The sequence below is a fragment of the Bergeyella cardium genome, assembly GCF_003614945.1.
GTDB classification, from domain to species: domain Bacteria; phylum Bacteroidota; class Bacteroidia; order Flavobacteriales; family Weeksellaceae; genus Bergeyella_A; species Bergeyella_A cardium.
This window is the reverse complement of the sequence record NZ_QYCZ01000001.1, coordinates 1,203,865-1,226,737: the sequence shown is the minus strand read 5'-3', so window position 1 is coordinate 1,226,737 and position 22,873 is coordinate 1,203,865. Positions and strand designations below refer to the sequence as shown.

Sequence of the window (22,873 nt, the reverse complement as noted above, 5' to 3'; positions counted from 1 at the left end):
TCTCTTTATGTATACCTACAAAGGCCTAAACCTGAGCTTGAGAAATAAAGTCTTCTGGGGCTTTATCTTTATCTGCTTTCTCAGTATGGCGGGGACTACTCTTATTTCTTATTATATATTAAGGAATAATTCTATTCAGCTTAGCCAGACCGACCAGCAGAATAAGGCAGATGCAATGATGGCAGCATTAGATTACTCCATCAGCCACTCCGAAGTGGATACCCGAGACTTGCCCAAAGTTCTGGAAAATGCCATCTATGAGATAGCAGATATCAATAAACACGACCTTATTATCTACGACTTGCAGGGCAATTACCTCCTCTCAAATAAGGAGAAAGATTTAGTACCACAGAAGAAGGTAGATCAGAAGATTATTCATCGGCTGCTCCAAAATCAATACAGAGTAGATGAGCAGTCTTATGATGAGGCGCTTGAAGCCAATCTTTTCTCCTCCTACATCCTCCTAAAAAATAATGTGCTGAAACCCGTTGCCATCGTTTATCTACCGTATTATCATTCAGATTCGGTTTATCTCAGTGTTTTGGAGCGGTATACCAAATATATCATCTTTCTCAACTTTATCGTTATCCTCATCAGTATAGCGGTGAGCTGGGTTATTTCTAATAATGTATCGCAGACCATAAGGAAGTTCTCGGATATGATTGCCAAGATTACCCTCTTTGGTGAGAATATGAACCCCATACGCTATTATCCTAATGATGAGCTAAGCTCCCTCGTTAATTCATACAACAAGATGCTTTTGCAGATACAGTATCAGAAAGACAGGCTCTCCCACACCGCGAAGGAAGGTGCGTGGCGAGAAATGGCAAAGCAGGTAGCCCACGAGGTGAAAAACCCCCTCACCCCAATGAAGCTCAGCATTCAGAATTTTGAGCGAAAGTTTAATCCCGAAGACCCGAAGATTTATGACAGAGTAAAGAACCTCTGCACTACGCTCGTCTCACAGATAGACCTGATCACCGCCGTAGCAGATGCCTTCTCTCAGTTTGAAACCTTGCCAGAGAAGAATAATGAAGTCTTCAACCTAAAAGATGAGGTGATGAATATCGTGCAGATTTTCCACGAAGATGATATTAAAATCTCCTCCAACCGTAGCGATATCCTTATCAATATGGATAAGATATACCTGAACAGGATTATCGTGAACCTTATTACCAATGCCAAACAAGCGAAGTCGGACGACAGAGCCCTCCGCATTCATATCAAGATAGAGCAGATTAACCGAAAGGTGAAAATCTCTGTGCAGGACAATGGTATCGGTATAGCAGAGGATATGTACGAGCGAATCTTTGAGCCGAACTTTACCTCCAAAAGCTCTGGGAAAGGTCTGGGGCTAAGTATGGTCAAAAAAATGGTCACCGACTACCAAGGCGAGATCTCCCTCCGATCCGAAATCGGGGTGGGGACGAGTTTCATCATCACCCTCCCAGCAAGCGTTTAATTTTCCTCCCTATGAAGCCTTTCAGATTTCAGCAGTTTGAGATTCAGCAGTCCAAACAAGTCTTCCGAGTGGGTACCGATGGCGTGCTCCTCGGTGCTATGGCAAATGTCTCTGGTCGGGTTTTAGAAGTAGGCACAGGCACGGGGCTCATCTCCCTGATGCTTGCCCAAAGGTTCCCCAAAAGCCTCATCACAGCCATAGATATAGACCCCAATGCTGCCCAGCTCGCTCAAACCAATTTCCAAAACTCGCCCTTTAACGACAGGCTTGGCGTATTGAATATCGATTTTAAAGCCCTAAACCCTCCCTATCCCTTTGATTATATCGTCTCCAATCCACCCTATTTCGAGACCAACGCCTCACAAAAAGATATACTCGCCAGACAAAAACTCGAGCTTGATTTCCCTACCCTCATCTCCAAATCCTCCTCACTCCTCTCTCCCGAAGGCGCCCTTATCGTCATCATCCCCTCCACAGAGGCAGAAGGTTTTATAGATACCGCCCTCCAGCAAGGTTTTTTCCTGAAACAAATCGTTAATATCTACGGGATTCAAGGTGGCACCCTCAAGCGAAACCTCCTCGAGCTCTCCAAACTCAACCTCCCCACTCAATCCACCAACTTTACAATAGAATCCTCTCCCCGACAATACTCCCCGCAATACCTCTCCCTCACCCAAAACTTCCACCCACTGCGTGGGGAGCACTTAGCCACAGCGTGGCAGGCAATTAGACCGTAGCCGGTGAGGCATCCACTCGCGTGGAGAGCACTCGTTAGCACGAGGGGCACTTAGCCACAGCGTGGCAGGCAATTGTTTTTAAGTGCTCCCCATGCTAGTGAGTAAGTCCCTCAGCTGGAAACTGTGCTCCCCACGCTAGTGGGTTTCCTGAAAAATCCTTCTCTTAACTATTATGCTGATGGACTTTCGCTATAAAATGAGGCACTCTCAGCATATAAAAAGCCTACTGCTTAGGGCTTAAAGCCTACCGCTGAAAACCTATTGCTGAGCGGAGAGATAGTTTCTCCATTTATCGATGGCGGACTGCATATCGTGGGGCATAGGGCTTTCAAAATACATTTCCTCTTTCGTAGTGGGGTGGATGAAGCCGAGAGTATGCGCGTGGAGGGCGTGCCTTGGGAGGATCTCAAAAACATTTTGTACAAACTGTTTGTACTTCGGGAGGTTGATGCCGCGCAGAATGACATTGCCTTCGTATCGCTCGTCATTGAAGAGGGTATGCCCGATGTGCCTGAAGTGTGCTCTGATTTGGTGGGTGCGCCCCGTTTCTAGTTTGCACTCCACCCAGGTCATATACCGAAAGCGTTCGAGGACTTTGTAGTGGGTTACGGCGTGCTTGCCGTGGCTGCCGTCTTCGTAGACTGCCATTTGCATACGGTTTTTCAGGTGCCTGCCGATGTTCCCGCGGATGGTGCCTTGGTCATTCTCTAGATTTCCCCAGACGAATGCCCAGTAGAGGCGCTTGGTCTTCCTGTCGAAGAACTGCTTGGCGAGGTGGGAGAGGGCATATTCATTCTTGGCGATGACGAGCAGTCCCGATGTATCTTTATCGATACGATGCACCAGCCCGATGCGGTCTAAGTCGGTCTTCAGCCCATTCTGCTCAAAGTGGTAGGCTACGGCATTTACGAGCGTGCCGTCCCAGTTCCCAAAGCCTGGGTGTACTACCATCCCCGCTTCTTTGTCTATTACTAAAACATCATCATCTTCATAGACGATATTGATGGGGATATTTTGAGGGATGATGACATTCTCCCGCGGAGGGTGAGCCAGCAGTACTGAGATTTCATCGCCTGGTTTTACTCTGTAATTCTGCTTTACGGGTTGCCCATTTACGAGGACATTCCCTGCTCGGCAGGTTTGTGAGATTTTATTTCGTGAGGAGTTTTGCCTGTAGATGAGGAGGAATTTATCTATACGAAGGGGCTCTTGCTTCTTGTCCACCGTAATATTGAGGTGCTCGAAAAGCCCTGAGTTCTCATCGTCTGATGAGGTATCGTCGGTGCTAAAACCCTCTTCAAATAGGTCTTCGTTTGGGTGTTCCATAGGTATTATTAAATAGATTCTCCCGCAGACTTCATCAATTTTGTAGAAATTTAGCTGTTCTTCTTTATTGAAATCTATGGGAGATTGAATTTTTGTTTGTTTTTAGGCTTTACCTTTTAGATAAAGCCTTTGTTTTATATCTTCTATTTCAATAAAGAAATGAGAGAATCCTTTTTGTTTTAGTCCTTCTTTTAAAATCTTATCTCCAGACCAGATTTTATATCCCAGATGCAGATGCAATGCAATAAAAAAGGTGTCGTCTTGGTCTATATCAAGAACCAATCTATATGCTTTTAGAATGGTTTCTTTGGGGATATTTATTACTTGATATTGTTTTATTTTCTCTTTATAAAAGCTTAATTCTTTTTTCAAATCTTTATTAGATAAAGGTGAGAGCTTTTTTATTTTATCCCAATGGGCTTCAATCTCCATAAACATATAATCAGGAGCAATAAACTGAATATTACTTTTATCTTTTAAGATTTTCGCTATTTTCCCTTTTGGTGATATTAGAGCGCTTACAATTATATTGCTATCTGCTATTAGTATCATACGCTTTTAAAAGCATATCAAATAAATATCTTTTAGACATTCCAGCATTAATGGATTGAGATATTTTTTGTATTTCTCGTTGCTTTTGCTTTATCGTTAGTCTTTTTTTTCTTAGTATTTTTTTATCTTTTATCGTCATATCTTTTCTATTTTTTTAGATGCTTAGATATTGATGCCAGAATCTTTGTTTTTTACTCTACAACTACCTTTTTTACCTTAGGTTTTTCGTCTTTTGGTTTAGGTTTTTCCTCTGTTTTTTTTGGTTGATTATCCTTTGGTTTGGAGGTTTCGGGTTTATTTTCTTTTTTCGGCTGAGGGTTGTCCTCTTTTTTAGGTTTAGGAGTTTCAGCTTTTGGTTTTTCAGGCTGAGGTTTTATCTTCGGACTGTCTATGGGCTTAGGTGAGCTGAGATGTTCCGTGCCGAAAGCATTGTCGTTAATATAATAACCATCATCTGATGGGATGTTTTCTACCCTCGTCCTGTATATACTGTTTAGTTGAGATATTTTATCTCCCATTTCACTTGGTACTTTCTTGCTTGCCCAGAGGTCTATTTGCATTCCCTGGTCACGGAGAGCGCCTCCTGCTGGGTCTTGGAAGTAGATGATATCTGTTTTATCACCTTTTCCATCCTCGTATTCTACCAGCCCTATTTCAAAGAGGTGTCTGCCGATAATCATTTCTGCTTCTTCTACGGTTAAGCCAATAAGGTTAGGGATAGGCACATTCCTTTTAGGACCTGTACCGATGACTAAATCTATTGGTGTAAATCTCGCTACTTGGTCGCCAGGTTTTAATACTTTACCATCGAGCTGCATACGGATAACGGCATCTCTTTGTATGCTGGGTTCATAAATGGTATCTCCTATTTTTAGTCCTACCTGTTCCAATTGGCGAAAGGCAAGCCCTTTGTATCTGTCTAAAATATCAGGTATGGTAACTTTTGCCCAAGTTTTTGGGTTGATTCTTATTTCAATCTCTCTATTGCTTTTCACACGAGAGCCTGGTGCAGGCCATATTTGGAGTACTTGTAGAGGTTTATACTGTGGCTGAAACTCACCGCTATCTACCTTATATTGTAGCCCAGCATCTTCCAATGTTTTAATTGCATCTGTAATCTGCATATTGATAATGTTGGGTACTGGGATTTCCTGTCCGTGGTTGGTATGATGCTCGAGCCAACGGAAAGTAAAGAATATAAGTCCGATGAAAACTACCATTGCAATAACGATGTTTAGCAATACCTTCCAATTGAAAAATGATTTCAGCATATTCTTCTCAATTATAATGAGGGCAAATATAGAAAATGTTTTTCGCTTTTGATGAAAATGAAGTTCATCGCTTAGTTATTTATTATTTCATTAACTTTGCCTTAAACCTTAATAGAAATGGCTAAAAAAAATGTTGCCGTAGTGATGGGCGGCTATTCCGATGAGTATAAAGTCTCGCTAAGAAGTGGCGAGCTTATCTTTGAATCTCTTGATAGAAATCTCTACAATGTCTTTAAAGTAGTTATCTTGAAAGATGAATGGTATTTCCTTGATGATGATGGTAGTAAATTACCTATTAATAAAGCAGATTTTAGCGTGAGCAGAGGAGAGAAAATCCTCAAATTTGATGTCTGCTTTAATACCATACACGGGAAACCTGGTGAGAATGGTGAGCTTCAAGCCTATTGGGATACCATTGGGCAGAGATATACGGGTTGCAATTTTTACCAGAGCGCTCTTACCTTTAATAAAAAAGATACCCTTGCTGTACTTTCTAAATACGGAATACCCTCAGCAAAGAGCATATACATCAGAAAAGGGGAGAAGGTAGATGCTGAAAAAATAATCTCCGAGCTCAGTCTTCCACTTTTTGTGAAGCCCAACCAGAGTGGTTCATCGCTTGGGATATCAAAAGTGAAAGATATTTCAGACTTTGATAAAGCCCTTGACTTCGCCTTTGCAGAAGATGATGAGGTGCTCATTGAGAGTTTCCTCGATGGAACGGAGGTTTCCGTAGGTGTGATAGACTATAAAGGTAAAACCACAGTATTGGGCATTACCGAAATTGTCCCTAAAAATGAGTTTTTTGATTACGAAGCCAAATACGAAGGTGCTTCTGAAGAGATTACCCCAGCTCGCTTGGATGATGAGACTCGCCAGAAGGTAGAGGATATCGCTAAAAGGGCTTATGAGTCCTTAGGAATGTCGGGCTTCTCTCGTAGTGAATACATCATTATGAACGGGACACCTTATCTTTTGGAGATGAATACCAATCCTGGCTTTTCTCCAGCGAGCATTCTCCCACAGCAGGCAAGGCATTATGGTATGTCCATCACCGACCTCTGTGGAAACGAAGTAGAAAAAGCACTCAACAAATAAAAAAACAAAATGAAAATCGCAGTCTTTCCAGGGTCTTTTGATCCGATTACCTTAGGACATTATGATATTATAGAACGCGCTGTACCCCTTTTCGACAAGCTCATCATCGCTATTGGGCAAAATTCCAAGAAGAACTATATGTTCCCTCTCGAAAAGAGGATAGAATTTATACAAAAATCCGTAGAGCACTTCCCCAATGTGGAGGTAGATTATTATGAAGGGCTTACCGTAGATTACTGTGCTAAAAAAAATGCTCAGTATATCCTTCGTGGGCTCCGAAACCCTGCCGATTTCGAGTTTGAAAAGGCGATTACCCATACCAACCGAACCATTTCCCATAAAAAGCTGGAGACGGTTTTCCTCCTTACTTCCTCTGGGAAGTCGTTTATCAGCAGTAGCATCGTCCGTGAGATTATCGCTCATAATGGAGACTACTCCCTCCTCGTCCCCGAAGCCGTCACACTGTAGCCAGTGAGGCACTTAGTAGGGGAGCTCGTTAGCACGAGGGGAGCTTACATTAAAAATAGAGAAAGGGTCAGAGACCCAAATGATAGGGTTAAAGACCCCGTCGTTGCGGTTAAAAAGGCCGTTGACCTGGTTAGGAACCAGGAAAACGCGGTTAAGAACCTAAAAGTTGATAAAAAATACAGGATTTTTTTATTAAAATGATAATTAGCCAAAAGCCAGTAGCCAAAAGCTACCCTATCTCTTATCATTCACAATGGTAATTTTATCCTCAAAGATTTGTATTTTTTGTTCTTTGTAGAGGCTACCGATAGCTTTTTTGAAATTCTTTTTGCTCATTTGGACTACAGATTTTATTTCCTCAGGGGAAGATTTATCAGAGAGGTGGAGCAGTCCATAGTTCTCTTCGAGCTTTTGGAGGATGTATTCTTTGTAGATTTCTATGTTTTCAAAGCCTTGGGGCTGCAGGCTCACATCTATTTTGCCGTCTTCGCGCAGGGTTTTTATGTAGCCCGTAATCTCGGAAAGGGGGTAGAGCGGGGTATAGACTTCTGAGGCATAGATGAGCCCGATGTATTTTTGATTGATGATCACATTCCACCCCAATTCAGATTCGTTCATCACGATGAGAGAGACCTTTTCTCCCTTTTTGAGCGGGAGATGAGAGTAGGAAGGGTTCCGTTTAAACTTGGCAGTGGCGGTGATAAGTCCAGTTGCTTCATCTTCATAGACAAAAACCAGGTAGCGTTTGCCTTCTACCATTTTTCCTTTTTGCTCTTTATAGGGCACAAAAATATCTTTGATAATGCCCCAGTCCAAGAATGCCCCTGAGGGCAGGGTTTGCACGCATTTCATTACGGCAAATTCGCCTACTTCGGCATAGGGTTTCTCGTTGGTGGCTTTTAGAATTCCATCTTCTTGGTAGATGAATACCTCTACTTCATCGCCTTTTTTCCAATGATTTTCTGAGAAGATGTTGGCGATAAATACAGTTTCGTTATTCACATCTGAAAGATAGAAGCCTTGATTTGTTTTTTCGGTAATGGTGAGGGTTTGGGTCTTGCCTGCCTGCATAGTTTGTAGATTAAATTAGGGTTGAAATGAATGAAAATAGAGCACTTATCTCCCGAGAACGAACACAGTGGGGATTTTGTGGAGCTCGGGTTTATGGTTTTTCCAGTCTCTGATGCTTAGGGTTTTAATAAACTCCTCCGCAGGGTGGTTGATGTTCGCCGCTATGCAGAGTTTTGAGCTTGGAGAGAGGTATTTCGTAAGGTCATCAAAAAGTTGATTGTTGCGGTATGGGGTCTCCATAAAGATTTGGGTATAGCCTGTACGCTGTACTTGCTGTTCCAGTTGTTGGATTTTAGCTTTCTTCTGAGATTTATCTATCGGTAGATAACCGTGGAAGGTAAATTCCTGCCCATTAAACCCACTCCCTATCAGTGCTAAGATGATGGATGAAGGTCCATTGACGGGGATAACTTTTATCCCATTTCGGTGTGCCCAGCTTACCATAATATTACCTGGGTCGGCTATGCAGGGGAGTCCAGCTTCGGAGAGTAGCCCAAAGTCTTGTCCTTGTTTCATCAGTTGTTGAGCCTCTTTTAAGTCTTCCGTTTCAGAATATTTATCGAGGAGGAAGAGTTTTAAATCTGCCTGTTTCTTCTCTGGAGCAAAGAATTTGATGACTTTGCGTGCTGTTTTCTCATTTTCCACAAAAAAATAATTGGTTTTCAGGATATATTCCTTAATTATCGGTGCGAAATATGCTTGTGGAGATTCATCAGATAGATAGGCTGGGATAAGGAAAAGCATAGTTGGGTTAGCTTTAGTAGGTTTCAATGGTAATTAATATTATTCTTCTTCAAAGGCTAAGGCTTTGGCATCATCAAACTCGCCTTCCCATTTAGCAATAACCACAGAGGCGAGGCAATTCCCGATAACATTTACAGAGGTACGCCCCATATCCATAAGCTCATCTATTCCTAATATCGCTGCGATAATAAAGGTGGGGAGCCCAAACTGGTCTGCGGTGCTTATCAGGATAATCAGCGATGCTCGTGGAATGGCGGCTACGCCTTTGCTGGTAACGATGAGGGTAAGGCAGATGAGCAACTGCTGCCCAAAAGAGAGGTCTATGCCTGCCGCTTGAGCTACAAAAATAGAGGCGAGGGAGAGGTAGAGCGTAGTGCCATCAAGGTTAAAGCTATACCCCGTAGGTACTACGAAGGAAACAATCTTTCTCGGTACTCCGAAGTTCTCCATATTCTGCATTACAGTAGGCAGAGCAGCATCTGAACTGGTGGTTGCAAAGGCAATAGACACGGGTTCCTTTATCGCCTGAACGAATTTCCTGATAGGAATCCTAAAATAGAGGGCAATAGGCAACAAAATAAGGAGGATAAAAGCAATCAGCGCTGCATAGAGCGTGAAGAGGAGCATAAAGAGGTATTTTAAGATATCCACACCCATATGCCCTACGGTATAAGCCATTGCTGCGCCTACGCCCATAGGTGCGAAATACATCACAATGTGGGTATATTTAAACATCGTCTCTGCGAGGCTATCCATAAAATCTACAATCGGTCTCTTCTTTTCCTCAGGGAGCTTTGCCAATCCTATCCCGAAGATTACGGAGAATACTACGATTTGAAGCACTTGGTTTTCGTACACCGATTTAATGATGTTTTCAGGGAATACATCTCTGAAAAAGGATGTAGTTTTATAAATCCACTGGTCATTTTTAGCGATATGCTCTAATGCTTTAAGGTCTTTTTCCTTTGCAGACGAAGCCGATGGTAGCTCGTACTGTGGGATTTTGGAGGCATCTACCCCCGCACCTGCTTGGGAAATATTAATCGCTGCCAAACCTATGAATAGAGCAATGGTAGTAAGGCTGTAGAAATAGACTAATGACTTCCACGCCATACGCCCTACCTGCTTCAGGTCGGAGTGCCCAGCTATTCCATAGACCAAAGTAGCGATTAAGATAGGCCCTACGATGGTTTTAATTACCTTAATAAAGCCTTGGCTTAGTGGCTGAAGGGCTATTGCTATACTGGGTGCATCGCTCCCCACCAGTACTCCAAGGATGATGGATACCATAATCCAAGTTGTGAGGTGCTTCCTGCTAATTCCATAAAGAATAGCTCCTATACCGAGAAATAAATGTGCTGCTTTTAGAATTTCATCAGATATAGGAGAAAGGAAATGAATACCGTGTGCAATAGATGCTGTAATTACCGAGAGAAGAGCAATAAGCCTGAATATTTTAAGGTGTTTCATTCTTTAATTCATTTATTTGAATGAGGGCAAATATATCGCTTTTCAAACCAAGTTACAAAGAAAGGATGTACCTGCATCCTTCTATTGTACGGTATAATTATAGTCTATATCAAGTGTTGGGAGCGAGCGCCTGATGATTTTATCCTGAGTAGAAGATGCTTTACCCGTTAGCGTGAGTTTCCCATCTACTACCTCTACTTGTATAGAGGGGAAGTCCTTTGCGAGGTCTATCACCTTTTGTAAATCTTCTGGGGAGATACTGGTATCCTTTATTAAATCCTCTAATGATGTAGCCTCGTCTTTCACAGTCTGTGTATCTTTAATTTTATTCAGCTTTTGTAGGGCTTCTGCTTTGTCTTTTGAAGTGTCAAAATTCCCTTTTAGGGTAAGTACGCCATCTTTTACTTCCACCGAAGCATTGGGATAGGCAGAGATGATTTGCTCTGCTTGCTGTTGCAGCACTTCATCTGAGTTAGCATCACACCCCACCAGCATTAAAGCGAGAATGGAGATGAGGTTTATTCTTATCAGTCTTTTCATAATTCTATCTTTTTAAACTTTCACTTTTATTTTATCGATGTTAATGATTTTATACACCAGCTCTTTTAGCAGTTCTCCGTCTGAAGTTTGGTTAGCTCCCAAGCCCTTAGACTTCATATCGATTTCCCGTAGGAGGGTGATGATTCTCGTAGCATATTTGAGTGGATAAAGCCCAGCCGAAGCCTGATAATCTTTTACAAAAAATGGATTAATCCCCAGTGCTGTTGCCACAGAGGCTTTGGATTTATCGGCAAGGGTATGATAGATAATCACCTTTGAAAAGAACGAAAAAAGTACGGAAACAATACTGATGATAGGGTTTTCTTTCTCATTCTTACCCATAAAGTAGGCGATTTTAAAGGCTTTCGTTACATCTTTCAGGGCAATGGCATTTTGCAGTTCAAAGACATTATACTCTTTGCTAATACCGATATACCGCTCCACTAATTTTTCATCGAGTACCTCCCCATCTTTCAGGATAATTTTTACTTTATTCAGCTCATTGAAGATACGCGAAAGGTCGTTCCCCATATATTCTGCCAGTAGATTGGAGATATTGGGAGCGGTCTTGATGCCCATCTTTTGTAATTCTTGTTGGATGAGTTTTGGGAGCTCATAATCTCTCACCTCTTCAGAGAGGAAGAGGTAGGGTTTCAGTGCGGCGTTGAGCTTTTTTTTCTTGCCATCGAGCTTTTTATTTTTGTGTGCAAATACCAGCACCGTACTGGGGATGGGGTTCTGAGCGTACTGTATCAGCGCTTCGGTTTCAGTTTCAGTGAGGCGTAGGTCTTGGGCTTCTTTTACGATAATAACTTGCCTTTCGCCCATCATTGGGAACTGCCGAGCCAGCGAAAGCACCTCTGGATACGAGGTATCTTTTCCATAAACTACCGTTTGGTTGAAGTCCCGCTCATCTTCCGAGAGCACTTCATCCTCTATCACCTTTACCAGCTGGTCTATAAAATAAGGCTCTGCACCGTGGAGGAAATAAATCGGCAGTATTTCTTTATTTTTGATATTTTTGACGAGTGATTCTAATTCTTTCATAATCGTATGGAGCTTCCTGTGCTTAATTTCAAAACGAAATTTGATTTCCAGATTAAACGAGACAAAGATAAGTTTTTTATTTATGATGTAGTCCGCAAGGCGTGGCTCCTGCTTACCCCAGAGGAATGGGTGCGCCAGCACTGGGTACATTTCTTCATCACTGAGAAAAAATACAGCCCCTCTGCTCTTATCACCGAAAAAAAGGTGGAAGTCAATGGTACTCCCAAGCGAATCGACCTGCTGATTACCGAGAAAACCCTCCCCAAAATCCTGATAGAATGCAAAGCTCCCCACATCAAGCTGAGCGAAAAAACCTTTGAGCAAGTCGCAAGGTATAATTCCACTATCGGTGCCGAGCAGATTATCCTCAGCAATGGTCTCCACCATATCTCTGCCCAGTACGATAGCCATACCCAGCAGTACACGATAGGCAAGCAGGCTTTTGGCTGATGGCTAATAGCTATTAGCCAGAAGCTATCAGCTATTAGCCAGAAGCTGATAAGTACCCCGACGGGGCAATTTAGGTAGTAAACTATGCCGTCGGGGCGTGCCGACAGGACTTTTTGGCACAAAACTATGCCGTCGTCATATGACGATAGGATTTTTTGGCAGAAGATTATACCGTCGGGGCGTGCCGACAGGACTTTTTGGCACAAAACTATACCGTCGTCATATGACGACAGAATAATTGCCTACCACACTGTGGCTAAGTCCGTCAGCTGGTAGCTGTGCCTCACCGGCTATGCTGTATTAGTAGGCTTTGGCGAAGAGGACTCTCTGTTTGGAAGGTTTTCCTGTGATGAGGGAGACGCCTTCTTCGGGTTGGCTATCAAGAGGAATGCAGCGGATGGTTGCTTTTGTTTCGTCTTTTATTCGCTGTTCTTCTTCTTCGGTGCCGTCCCAGTGAGCAGAGATGAAGCCACCTTTCTCTTCGAGTACTCGTTTAAATTCTTCGTAGGTATCTACTTTTGTTATATGCTCATCTCGGTAGTTGAGGGCTTTGTTGTAGATATCCTGCTGAATGGTTTTAAGGAGGTTTTCTATATAGTTTTCTATACCGTCTATGGGTTGAGTTTCTTTGGTGAGGGTATCTCTACGGGCGATTTCTACAGTTTTATTTTCAAGGTCTCGAGCTCCCATTGCGATGCGTATGGGTACTCCTTTGAGTTCGTATTCGGCGAACTTCCATCCTGGTTTGTTTTGGGTATCATCATCGAACTTTACAGAGATACCTTTTTGTTTGAGTTTGCTCACGATGTTTAATGCTTGTTCGCTGATTTGTGCGAGCTGCTCTTCACCTTTGAATATAGGTACGATGACTACCTGTATCGGTGCGAGGTTGGGAGGGAGTACCAGCCCGAGGTCATCAGAGTGGGTCATAATAAGTGCGCCCATTAGCCTTGTGGAAGTGCCCCAGGAGGTTGCCCAAGCATAATCTAACTTACCTTCTTTATTGGTAAATTTCACATCAAAGGCTTTAGAGAAATTCTGTGCGAGGAAGTGGGAAGTCCCTGCTTGTAGTGCCTTACCATCTTGCATCAGGGCTTCTATACAATAGGTTTTTTCTGCTCCCGCGAAAGTTTCGCTTGGGGTTTTAACGCCTCTTACTACGGGAATTGCCATAAAGTTTTCTGCGAAATCAGCATATACTTCCAGCATTTTTTCGGTTTCTTCTACGGCTTCTTCTCTTGTAGAGTGTGCAGTGTGCCCCTCCTGCCAGAGGAATTCAGCGGTGCGGAGGAAGAGTCGGGTACGCATTTCCCAGCGAACGACATTTGCCCATTGGTTGATGAGAATAGGGAGGTCTCGGTAGGATTGTATCCAGCTCTTGTAGGTATTCCATATAATGGCTTCAGAAGTGGGTCTTACGATAAGCTCTTCTTCTAACTTAGCTTCTGGATCTACGATGAGCTTTTGAGGATTCTCGGGGTCGGTTTTCAATCGATAGTGGGTAACTACGGCGCATTCTTTTGCGAAGCCTTCAGCATTTTTTTCTTCAGCTTCAAAGAGGCTTTTGGGTACAAAAATCGGGAAGTAAGCGTTCTGATGCCCTGTTTCCTTAAACTTTCTATCCATTTCGTCTCTCATTTTTTCCCAGATTGCATATCCGTAGGGTTTGATGACCATACAGCCCCTTACACCAGAGCTTTCTGCTAAATCGGCTTTGGTTACAAGCTCATTGTACCATTTGCTGTAATCCTCATTTCTTGATGTTAATTTTGCCATTTATAGTTTTAACTTTTTTTTAAACATTAATCTAAAATAAAAACCGTACTTTTACACTATGATTCTCAAAATCTATTGGTATAGTTTTGGTTTCAAAACGATTGCAAATATATTAAAATTTAAAAATTTTTTGTTATGAAAACTGGTATCTACAACAATTTTTTCGGGTTTAGAGCGCTTAAAATGGCTACAATGGCATTTTCTGCATCGCTTCTAATGACATCTTGTATAGTCTATACAGGAGGATATACCGAAACCGATGGAGTGTACTACGACCCAAATAAGGATACATTGCCAAAAGATTACTATCCTGATTCTGGGAATAAAGTAGGAGAGCCTTATGATTTCAATGCAGGGAAAGGAGTTATAGAAAAGAATAAAGAAAATGTAGAGGAAGCAAAATCCAGATACAGAACCAAATATTCTCATAAAAAACCGAGTTCCGACTGGGGAGATTATACAGGTACTCAAATCAACTATTATAATTACAACAGTTATAATCCATATTGGGGCTGGGGAAGCTATTCTCCTTATTATTGGGATTATGGATATTCTTATCCTTGGGGTTGGAATATGGGTTGGGACTCTTGGAGCGGTTGGAATTTTGGTTTCAGTTGGGGCTGGGGAAGCCCGTGGTATGGTTATAACAGATACTACAGCCCATACTACTATCCTTGGAGATATTATGGAGGCTATTATGGCTACTATGACCCATTTTATTATGGTGGTTATTATTATCCGTACTATTATGGTAGAGGGTATAATTATTACCCAAGGCGAGCAAGCGGAGTAAATACAAGTGGCTATTCTAACAGCAGAGTTTTTGAGCCTGCAAATAGACAGTATCCTGGTATACGAATGGATTCTGGTTCTAACAGAAATTATTCCGATGATTCATACAGAACGGGTAGTTACTATAACAATAACCGATCTTCTAATGGCTATTACAGACAGGAACCTCAGTATAATGGTGGTATGAGGAATAATTCAAATACCAATTCTATGAGGAGAAACTCTTCCTTTGATAATGGAGGCTTTAGAAATACGAATATGAACAGCAGTGGCTCCAGTGGAGGAGGGATTCATATGAACTCCGGCAGTGGAAGTAGCCTTAGAACTGGTGGTACAGGTGGAATGAGACGATAATTAAACATTAAACTTAAAAAATTAATAGAAATGATAAGAAAGTATTTAACAGTACTGGGCGTTGCAGCTTCCTATTTTGTGCAGGCTCAGGATATATCGGTACTAAAAAATGCAGCAGATGTATATTCTGATATACAGGTAGCAGGTACATCTAAATCTAATGCTATGGCGGGTGCATTAGGAGCTCTGGGAGGAGATATTTCCAGTGTGAATTCTAACCCCGCAGGTATCGGAGTCTATATTACCAATGATTTGAGTCTATCTCTGAATATTGATAATAGTAAAAACACCAGCAGAATGCACGGTGCAGCTCTTGGATACAGTCTTAGTAAGGTCAATCTCGGTCAGGTAGGTGCTGTTTCTGTATTTCAGACAAATGAGCAGTCGGGCTTTAAGTTTTTCAATTTAGCGGTTAATTACTCAGCGAAGTCTATTGAAAACTATGTAGAAACCCCTGCTAATCCCAATATAGCATTGTTAGATAATACGAACACTCCTATTTATCGTTTTAATGGGCACGCTTATAACAGGACGGGAAATCTCTCCAAGATCAGCATCGCTGGTGGAGCTAATTATGAAAACAAAATCTACTTAGGGGTATCGGCAAATCTATACTCTGCCGACATTAAACAAGATGATACTTCTGCGTGGAAAAAGGTCTCTGACGGTACAATAGAGTACTTTAACAAACAATATACTCCTTATGCTGAGGAGGCTTCTGGTGCATCTCTGAATCTGGGTATTATCGGAAAGATTTCTCAGGAGTTTCGTCTTGGTCTTGCAGTAGAGTCTCCTACTTGGTGGAAGATAGATAGAACATATCAATACTACTCAAAAGATGGAAAGAGTGATAGACAGTACTCCGAGAGCAGAAACTTTATCTCTCCACTAAAAACTACGATAAGCGCTGCCTATGTTCCAAGCAAAAACTTTGCTCTGAATGTAGACTACTCCTTAGGTCTCACCCGTCCAAAATATGATACCCAAAGCAAGGGGGTAGATACCGAGTTTGAGAATTATTACAAAGATTTTAATAAAAACCAATCGGAATTTCGTGTAGGTGCAGAGTACAGATATCATCAGTTTAGGCTTAGAGGAGGCTATGCTTATGCTACAAAACAGCATAAGGATGTGCTCGTAACTTCTTTTAATGCCAATGGAAGCACTTCTGATAACCGATATAATAATCCTATCAGTGGAGAGCGAACTACTCTTGCTGCGGGTTTAGGATACGACTTTAAGTCCTTCTACATAGATGCTGCTTTCCAGCACATCAATGCTAAGTACTCTAACCTCTTTCTCTATGGCGATGATGCAGCAGAGAGTGGCTACTACTCCACAAAAACTACAAATAATTTCTCAGGAGACTATGCTGTATCTGAGGTTAAAAACATTAGAAACATCCTAACCTTTACTTTAGGTTGGAAGTTTTAAGGCATTCCTCCCTTATACACTGAAAAGAGGCAATATTTTTATTGTCTCTTTTTTCTTAGGATTAAATATCCATTCATCATTCTAATTAAAAAAGAGATAATATCTCATTGTTAGTTTAAGCTAACTCTCTAATGTTTTTTGTATATTTGCACCTATGAAAAGAGCTTGGAGACGAGAGAAAAACGAACATTCGCTACCTGAGGTACACGCCTCTGTGAGAATTCCAAAGAATACGAAAACTTGGCGCAAATTTCTTGCCTATGCAGGTCCAGGATTGATGATTGCCGTAGGCTATATGGATCCTGGAAATTGGGCTACAGACATTGCCGCAGGCTCCCAGTTTGGTTATACACTGCTCTCGGTAGTGCTTATTTCTAATCTCTTTGCAATGTTGCTCCAGCATTTGTCTCTCAAGCTGGGAATAGTGGCAGAGAGAGACTTGGCACAAGCGTGTAGAGACCATCACAGCCCGAGTGTGAATTTTTTTCTGTGGGTGCTCTGTGAAATTGCGATTGCTGCCTGCGACCTCGCTGAAGTTCTGGGCTCGGCGATTGCCCTAAACCTGCTTTTTGGCATTCCGCTAAGCTGGGGCATTGTAATTACAGTAGCAGATGTACTTCTGATACTCCTTCTGCAAGCGAGAGGCTTCCGACTTCTGGAAAGCGTCGTAGGGGCTTTAATGCTCATTATCCTCAGCTGCTTTGTCTATGAAATTATCATTAGCAAACCTGATGTATTTCCTATTTTGAGCGGACTTTTACCAAGGGCAGAGGTGGTAACCAATCCATCAATGCTGTATATTGCCATTGGGATTTTAGGTGCTACAGTGATGCCCCACAATCTGTATCTACACAGCAGCATCGTGCAGACAAGAGACTACGAGAGAACGGAGGAAGGCAAGCGAGAGGCGATAAAATTTGCAACTTGGGACAGCTCTCTCTCATTATTTATCGCATTTTTTATTAATGCAGCGATATTGATTGTTTCTGCAGCAATTTTTCATACTTCTGGTCACCGCGAAGTAGCAGAAATCTACGATGCCCACGAGCTAATGGCACCTATACTCGGTACCAGCCTTGCGAGCGTAGTTTTTGCAGTGGCGCTACTGGCATCGGGGCAAAATTCTACGCTTACGGGTACCCTTGCGGGGCAAATCGTGATGGAAGGCTTTCTCAACATACGCCTGAAACCTTGGCTCAGGAGGCTTATCACACGCCTGATAGCCGTAATCCCCGCACTTATCATTACCATAGCTTATGGTGAAAAAGGAACAGCTGATTTGTTAGTATTTAGCCAAGTTATACTCTCTATGCAGCTGAGTTTTGCGGTTGTTCCACTCGTACTTTTTACTAATGATAAGTTGAAAATGGGTGTTTTCGTCAATAAAATTCCTATAAAAATCCTCGCTTGGGTGATTTCTATCATTATTATCCTCCTCAACCTTTATCTTCTCTATGAAACGATTGCAGAATGGGGGAGAGGGTGAAAATAGAGACAATTAAAAAGCAACTCTATAAAAAGTAGAATTGCTTTTGTTGATTATTACTTAAAACTTATTATATCTCTCCTTGAGGCATTTCTTTATCTTTAGATTTGTGATTATTTATTCTTTGTTAATTATACTATCATCTTTATCTCCAAAAAACTCTGAGCCTTAAATTGTGGTATAGGTTAATAAAAAATTAAAAGAGTAGAAAAAATAAGATTGATAATAAAGATGAAATAATCTTTAATAACCGAAATACTTTTTATATTTTTGCGCCATAATTTCTAAAAACTATGAAGGAATTTTCTAAAGAAGTATATCTGAAATGGTATGCTGATATGACAATGTGGAGACGATTTGAAGATAAATGTCGTTCTCTCTATCTAAAACAAAAAATCAGAGGTTTTTTACACTTGTATAATGGTCAGGAAGCTATCCCGGCGGGTTTTGTTCACGCTATGGATATGACCAAAGACAGTATGATTACCGCTTACAGATGCCACATACACCCTATGGCTATGGGCGTAGATCCGAGGAGGATTATGGCAGAGCTTTGCGGTAAGGCTACGGGTACTTCTGGCGGTATGGGTGGTTCTATGCACATTTTTAGTAAAGAGCACAGGTTCTATGGTGGGCACGGTATCGTAGGGGGGCAGATTCCTTTGGGAGCGGGTATTGCCTTTGCGGATAAATACTTTGATAGAAAGGCAGTAAATATCTGTTTCTTTGGAGATGGTGCCGCTCGCCAGGGCTCTTTGCACGAGACTTTCAATATGGCGATGAACTGGAAACTCCCAGTGGTTTTTGTAGTAGAGAACAACCAGTATGCAATGGGTACTTCCGTGAAAAGAACTGCTAACCACGAGGATATCTATAAGCTCGGTCTCGGCTATGAAATGCCTTGCTACGCTATAGATGCTATGGATCCAGAGAAAGTAGCCGAAGGCGCTTACGAGGCTATTGAAAGAGCAAGAAGAGGTGATGGTCCTACCTTTATAGAAGCACGAACTTATAGATACAGGGGGCACTCTATGTCTGATGCAGAGCCTTACAGAACCAAAGAAGAAGTTGGTTTGTATAAAGAGCAAGACCCTATCGAACTCGTGAAGTCAAGGATTTTAGCTAATGGCTGGGCAAGCGAAACAGAATTAGAAGCTATTGATGAAAAATCAAAAAATTTCGTAGAAGAATGTGTAGAGTTTATGGAGAACTCCCCATTCCCAGACAAAGAAAAAATCTACGAGTATGTCTATGCTCAGGAAGATTATCCTTTCCTTGATAAAGTAGAAAATAACTAATATTTACAAATAAAAACCAAGGTACAAGAAACTTTTACTCTTGGTTTTTCTATGTTTAAAAAAGAAATAAAAAAATTATGGCAGAAGTAATTACAATGCCACGCCTTTCGGATACGATGACCGAAGGTAAAGTGGCTAAATGGCACAAAAAAGTCGGAGATTCTGTAAGCGAAGGCGATATTTTAGCAGAGATTGAAACCGATAAAGCCGTTCAGGATTTTGAATCTGAACTCAACGGCGTACTCCTTTATACAGGAGTAGAAGAGGGGAGTGCAGCAGCAGTAGATTCCATCTTGGCGATTATCGGTAAGCAGGGTGAGGATATCTCATCTCTTATCGGTGGAGGAGTTTCTACACCTGCAGAGGCAAAAGCTGAAGCTCCTGTAGCTACTGAAGAGTTCGTAGAAGTATCTGTGGAAGTTCCAGCAGGAGTAGAGGTGATCAATATGCCACGCCTTTCAGATACAATGACCGAAGGTAAAGTGGCTAAATGGCACTTCAAAGTAGGTGATACCGTAAAAGAAGGCGATATTTTAGCAGAGATTGAAACCGATAAAGCCGTTCAGGATTTTGAAACCGAATTTAACGGTACCCTCCTCTACACAGGAGTAGAAGAAGGCGGTGCAGCAGCAGTAGATACGGTATTAGCCATCATAGGCCCTGCGGGTACAGATGTTTCTGCTATTATTTCTGGTGGAGGCAAGGCTTCAGCACCTAAGAAAGAGGTTGTTTCTGCTCCTTCTCAGCCGGCTGTGCAGGAGGTAGCAGCGCAAGCAAGCGTTTCAGGAGGGCGAATTGCCATCTCTCCATTAGCCAGAAAAATGGCTGCCGATAAAGGAATAGACATCAGCACTCTAAAAGGTACAGGCGAAAATGGTAGAATTGTAAGAAGGGATATCGAGAACTATACTCCTTCCGAAGCACCTGCTAAAGCAGCTCCAGCAGCACAGGTTGCGGTGAATTTCGTAGCGGGAGAAACTACCGAAACGCCAAACTCTCAGATGAGAAATGTCATCGCTAAGAGGCTTTCAGAGTCTAAATACTCCGCACCTCACTATTACCTAATGGTAGAAATCAATATGGATAATGCCATTAAAGCGAGAAAAGAAATCAATGCCCTTCCAGATACCAAAATTTCCTTCAATGATATGGTGATTAAGGCTACGGCAATGGCACTTCGCAAGCATCCGCAAGTAAATTCTACTTGGGCGGGCGATAAGATTATCCACCACGGAAGCATCAATATCGGTGTTGCGGTGGCAGTGCCAGACGGCTTGGTGGTTCCTGTGCTGAAAAATACAGATTTTATGAACTACAACCAGATTTCTGCTGGGGTAAAAGATATGGCTTCTCGGGCTAAAAACAAAGGTCTTAAGGCTAATGAAATGGAAGGCTCTACATTCTCCATCTCAAACTTGGGTATGTTTGGCATCGAGACCTTTACTTCCATCATCAATCAGCCGAATGCTGCAATCCTTTCCGTAGGTGCGATTATAGAGAAGCCTGTTGTGAAAGGGGGGCAAATTGTAGTAGGAAACACGATGAAACTCTCCCTCGCTTGCGACCACAGGGTAATCGATGGTGCTACGGGGGCGGCTTTCCTTCAAACGCTGAAAACCTACTTAGAGCAGCCTCTCACGCTCTTATTAGGATAGTTCCCAAAGTTATTTATAATTATAGATGAAAAATCCCTTACTCGTATTGTAAGGGGTTTTTCGTTTCTCTCCGCATCGGAAGTAAAAATGAAATAATTGCCTGCCGCACCTTGCAGGTGAAGCAATTATCATAAACTAACCACCCACCGCCAATAGCCAAAAGTTAGAAGCCAATTGCTATTTTGTATCTTTGCCCAGTTTTTAAAATTCATCAGATGAAAAAGATATTTATAACGGCGGTTTTGGGTATTTATAGTTGGGCTTTTTCTCAGGAGGTGCCCAAGGTTTTAAAGACAGAATTTTCTCCAAAGGCGCTTCAGCAGCAGCTTTTAAACCAGAAGGGCAATAAAGAAACGGTAAAGAAAATTCTTGAAAAACATAAGGGAAGAGTCCTGTTGATCGACTTTTGGGCAAGCTGGTGCAAGGATTGTATCGCTGCATTGCCGAAGACCAATACACTCCTCTCTGAGAATCCAAATATTGCTGTAGTCTATTTCTCGTTGGACAGGAATGAGGAGCAATGGAAAAAAGGCTTGGAGAAATACAAGCTTAATGACAAGGAGAATTATTGGTTCCAAGACGGCTGGAAGAATGATTTTAATCATTATATAGACCTCAACTGGATTCCGAGATTTATCATCGTTGATCAAAAAGGAAAAATCGCGAAGTACTATGCCATCACTCCTGATGATCCAGAAATTCAGCAGACGATCGACAAGCTGCTCAACTAGATTTGCTGATAAAATCATCTTTTAGTATCATTTTAAAGGGGCTTTTTAGCTCCTTATTATTTTCCTGTTGGGGCAGATTACTTTAAATTTGCCGACTAATTTGAATAAATAAAGATAAATGAATACTAAAAATACTCCTTATACCTCAGTACGGATGGCAAAGCTCCCTATAGCGCTTTGCTATTTATTTGCAACTTCGTTATGGGCACAGACCGCAGACGAAATCAAACTGCTACAAAAGAGTACCGATAGGCACTCCCTCAATAAGTTCAGTAGGCAATTAAAAAAGAATACACTTTCTGCAAAGCAACTCCAGCAGAAAGCTATGCAGAAGAACCTCGCTTTTTCTGGAAAGGTAAATGGTACTTATTTCCAGCTGATGGGCTTTGATACATCAGGCAAACCTATTTATTATACTACTTATAACCGAAATGCTGCTATTGGTACTGGGGCAGATCAGCTTCACCAATTAAAAATCTATAACCTTGAAGGCGAAAACATCACCCTACACGAGTGGGATGGTGGGGGAGTGCGTACTTCCCACAGAGAGTTTGGTGGCAGGGCTACCCAGAAAGATGACCCCACAGAAGGAAATAGACCATGCAACCCATGTAGGGGCTACTCTCATAGGTGCAGGTATCAATGTGCGGGCTAAGGGTATGGCTCCAAAGGCTAAGCTCAATGCCTATGATTGGAATAACGACCTCGAAGAGATGACAACGGCAGCCTTAGGCGGTGCGCTCCTTTCCAACCACTCCTATGGGGTAAATGGAGGCTTCGTACAAGGAAATTTCTTCAATGGTATTTTTGGATGGTACTGGTTTGGAGGTAAAGATGATACTGAATATATAGGGTATGGGCATTATGGTAGTATAGATTCCTCTTGGGATTATATGCTTACCAATGCCCCTTATTATTTACCTGTGCGAGCTGCAGGAAATCCAAGGGGAGATGGGCCACAGCCTGGTGGCTCTCATTTCGTGCTGATAGATCCTGATGATCTCCAAAGTGGATGGACGACTTCCCGAAAAGTCAGACAAAAAAATGGAGGAGATTTAGGCTACGACTGCATCAACCAAGGTGCTAATGGAAAAACATCATTACCGTAGGA

General features: G+C 42.1%; 23 protein-coding genes. 14 read left to right on the top strand and 9 right to left on the bottom strand.

Annotated features, from left to right (window positions below):
- The first annotated feature begins 7 nt into the window (after window positions 1–7).
- The gene (locus tag D8991_RS05600; protein WP_120489179.1) at window positions 8–1,462 is read left to right on the top strand and encodes a sensor histidine kinase; all 1,455 of its coding nucleotides are present in this window, start codon (window positions 8–10) and stop codon (window positions 1,460–1,462) included.
- Between the two features lie 11 nt (window positions 1,463–1,473).
- Window positions 1,474–2,199: a tRNA1(Val) (adenine(37)-N6)-methyltransferase gene (locus tag D8991_RS05595; RefSeq protein WP_120489178.1), complete on the top strand. Its 726-nt coding sequence runs from the start codon at window positions 1,474–1,476 to the stop codon at window positions 2,197–2,199.
- A gap of 258 nt (window positions 2,200–2,457) precedes the next feature.
- On the opposite strand, the gene D8991_RS05590 is transcribed toward D8991_RS05595, so the two are convergent.
- From D8991_RS05590 to D8991_RS05580, 3 genes are all read right to left on the bottom strand, one after another.
- A complete protein-coding gene (locus D8991_RS05590; RefSeq protein WP_120489177.1) occupies window positions 2,458–3,525 on the bottom strand; it encodes an RluA family pseudouridine synthase in 1,068 nt (355 codons plus the stop codon).
- A 102-nt stretch (window positions 3,526–3,627) separates the two neighbouring features.
- On the bottom strand, window positions 3,628–4,077 hold the full coding sequence (locus D8991_RS05585; protein WP_120489176.1) for a PIN domain-containing protein: 450 nt from the start codon (window positions 4,075–4,077) through the stop codon (window positions 3,628–3,630).
- Window positions 4,078–4,268: 191 nt separating this feature from the next.
- Window positions 4,269–5,348, bottom strand: a complete 1,080-nt coding sequence (locus tag D8991_RS05580) for a PASTA domain-containing protein (protein WP_120489175.1) — start codon at window positions 5,346–5,348, stop codon at window positions 4,269–4,271.
- Between the two features lie 117 nt (window positions 5,349–5,465).
- Between D8991_RS05580 and D8991_RS05575 the strand changes: the two genes are divergently transcribed.
- Genes D8991_RS05575 through D8991_RS05565 form a run of 3 tightly spaced genes read left to right on the top strand, consistent with a single transcriptional unit; the run spans window position 5,466 to window position 7,115 of the window.
- Window positions 5,466–6,446, top strand: a complete 981-nt coding sequence (locus D8991_RS05575; protein ID WP_120489174.1) for a D-alanine--D-alanine ligase — start codon at window positions 5,466–5,468, stop codon at window positions 6,444–6,446.
- A gap of 9 nt (window positions 6,447–6,455) precedes the next feature.
- Entirely contained in the window at window positions 6,456–6,914 is a 459-nt protein-coding gene (coaD, locus tag D8991_RS05570; protein WP_120489173.1) for a pantetheine-phosphate adenylyltransferase, read from the top strand.
- Between the two features lie 3 nt (window positions 6,915–6,917).
- A complete protein-coding gene (locus D8991_RS05565) occupies window positions 6,918–7,115 on the top strand; it encodes a hypothetical protein (protein ID WP_120489172.1) in 198 nt (65 codons plus the stop codon).
- Between the two features lie 33 nt (window positions 7,116–7,148).
- Here D8991_RS05565 and D8991_RS05560 read toward each other — a convergent pair whose 3' ends face one another.
- The 5 genes from D8991_RS05560 to holA form a co-directional block, all read right to left on the bottom strand.
- Complete coding sequence (locus tag D8991_RS05560; protein WP_120489171.1) at window positions 7,149–7,985, bottom strand: CvfB family protein; 837 nt, start codon at window positions 7,983–7,985, stop codon at window positions 7,149–7,151.
- Between the two features lie 45 nt (window positions 7,986–8,030).
- Window positions 8,031–8,729, bottom strand: coding sequence for an SAM-dependent methyltransferase (locus tag D8991_RS05555; RefSeq protein ID WP_120489711.1), 699 nt, complete (start codon window positions 8,727–8,729; stop codon window positions 8,031–8,033).
- Between the two features lie 39 nt (window positions 8,730–8,768).
- Window positions 8,769–10,199 carry a dicarboxylate/amino acid:cation symporter gene (locus tag D8991_RS05550; RefSeq protein WP_120489170.1) on the bottom strand — a complete coding sequence of 477 codons (1,431 nt, stop codon included), beginning with the start codon at window positions 10,197–10,199 and terminating at the stop codon, window positions 8,769–8,771.
- Between the two features lie 81 nt (window positions 10,200–10,280).
- Window positions 10,281–10,739, bottom strand: a complete 459-nt coding sequence (locus D8991_RS05545) for a BON domain-containing protein (protein WP_120489169.1) — start codon at window positions 10,737–10,739, stop codon at window positions 10,281–10,283.
- 12 nt (window positions 10,740–10,751) lie between these two features.
- A complete protein-coding gene (holA, locus tag D8991_RS05540; RefSeq protein ID WP_120489168.1) occupies window positions 10,752–11,786 on the bottom strand; it encodes a DNA polymerase III subunit delta in 1,035 nt (344 codons plus the stop codon).
- 6 nt (window positions 11,787–11,792) lie between these two features.
- Between holA and D8991_RS05535 the strand changes: the two genes are divergently transcribed.
- The gene (locus D8991_RS05535; RefSeq protein ID WP_120489167.1) at window positions 11,793–12,236 is read left to right on the top strand and encodes a type I restriction enzyme HsdR N-terminal domain-containing protein; all 444 of its coding nucleotides are present in this window, start codon (window positions 11,793–11,795) and stop codon (window positions 12,234–12,236) included.
- Window positions 12,237–12,536: 300 nt separating this feature from the next.
- Here the strand turns inward: D8991_RS05535 and proS are convergent, their stop codons facing one another.
- Window positions 12,537–14,012 carry a proline--tRNA ligase gene (gene proS, locus D8991_RS05530; RefSeq protein WP_120489166.1) on the bottom strand — a complete coding sequence of 492 codons (1,476 nt, stop codon included), beginning with the start codon at window positions 14,010–14,012 and terminating at the stop codon, window positions 12,537–12,539.
- 135 nt (window positions 14,013–14,147) lie between these two features.
- Here proS and D8991_RS05525 point away from each other — a divergent pair, with 135 nt between their 5' ends.
- From D8991_RS05525 to D8991_RS09025, 8 genes are all read left to right on the top strand, one after another.
- A complete protein-coding gene (locus D8991_RS05525; RefSeq protein ID WP_120489165.1) occupies window positions 14,148–15,158 on the top strand; it encodes a hypothetical protein in 1,011 nt (336 codons plus the stop codon).
- Between the two features lie 30 nt (window positions 15,159–15,188).
- Window positions 15,189–16,592, top strand: coding sequence for an OmpP1/FadL family transporter (locus D8991_RS05520; protein WP_120489164.1), 1,404 nt, complete (start codon window positions 15,189–15,191; stop codon window positions 16,590–16,592).
- A gap of 154 nt (window positions 16,593–16,746) precedes the next feature.
- A complete protein-coding gene (locus tag D8991_RS05515) occupies window positions 16,747–18,078 on the top strand; it encodes an Nramp family divalent metal transporter (protein ID WP_120489163.1) in 1,332 nt (443 codons plus the stop codon).
- A gap of 293 nt (window positions 18,079–18,371) precedes the next feature.
- Window positions 18,372–19,376, top strand: a complete 1,005-nt coding sequence (gene pdhA, locus D8991_RS05510) for a pyruvate dehydrogenase (acetyl-transferring) E1 component subunit alpha (protein ID WP_120489162.1) — start codon at window positions 18,372–18,374, stop codon at window positions 19,374–19,376.
- 77 nt (window positions 19,377–19,453) lie between these two features.
- A complete protein-coding gene (locus D8991_RS05505) occupies window positions 19,454–21,031 on the top strand; it encodes a pyruvate dehydrogenase complex dihydrolipoamide acetyltransferase (protein WP_120489161.1) in 1,578 nt (525 codons plus the stop codon).
- 215 nt (window positions 21,032–21,246) lie between these two features.
- The gene (locus D8991_RS05500; RefSeq protein ID WP_120489160.1) at window positions 21,247–21,762 is read left to right on the top strand and encodes a TlpA family protein disulfide reductase; all 516 of its coding nucleotides are present in this window, start codon (window positions 21,247–21,249) and stop codon (window positions 21,760–21,762) included.
- A 118-nt stretch (window positions 21,763–21,880) separates the two neighbouring features.
- Window positions 21,881–22,417 (top strand): hypothetical protein, encoded by a 537-nt coding sequence (locus D8991_RS09030; protein ID WP_245957185.1) that lies wholly within the window; start codon window positions 21,881–21,883, stop codon window positions 22,415–22,417.
- The gene (locus tag D8991_RS09025; RefSeq protein ID WP_245957184.1) at window positions 22,317–22,871 is read left to right on the top strand and encodes a S8/S53 family peptidase; all 555 of its coding nucleotides are present in this window, start codon (window positions 22,317–22,319) and stop codon (window positions 22,869–22,871) included. The genes D8991_RS09030 and D8991_RS09025 overlap by 101 nt, the downstream gene beginning before the upstream one ends.
- Window positions 22,872–22,873 lie beyond the last annotated feature (2 nt).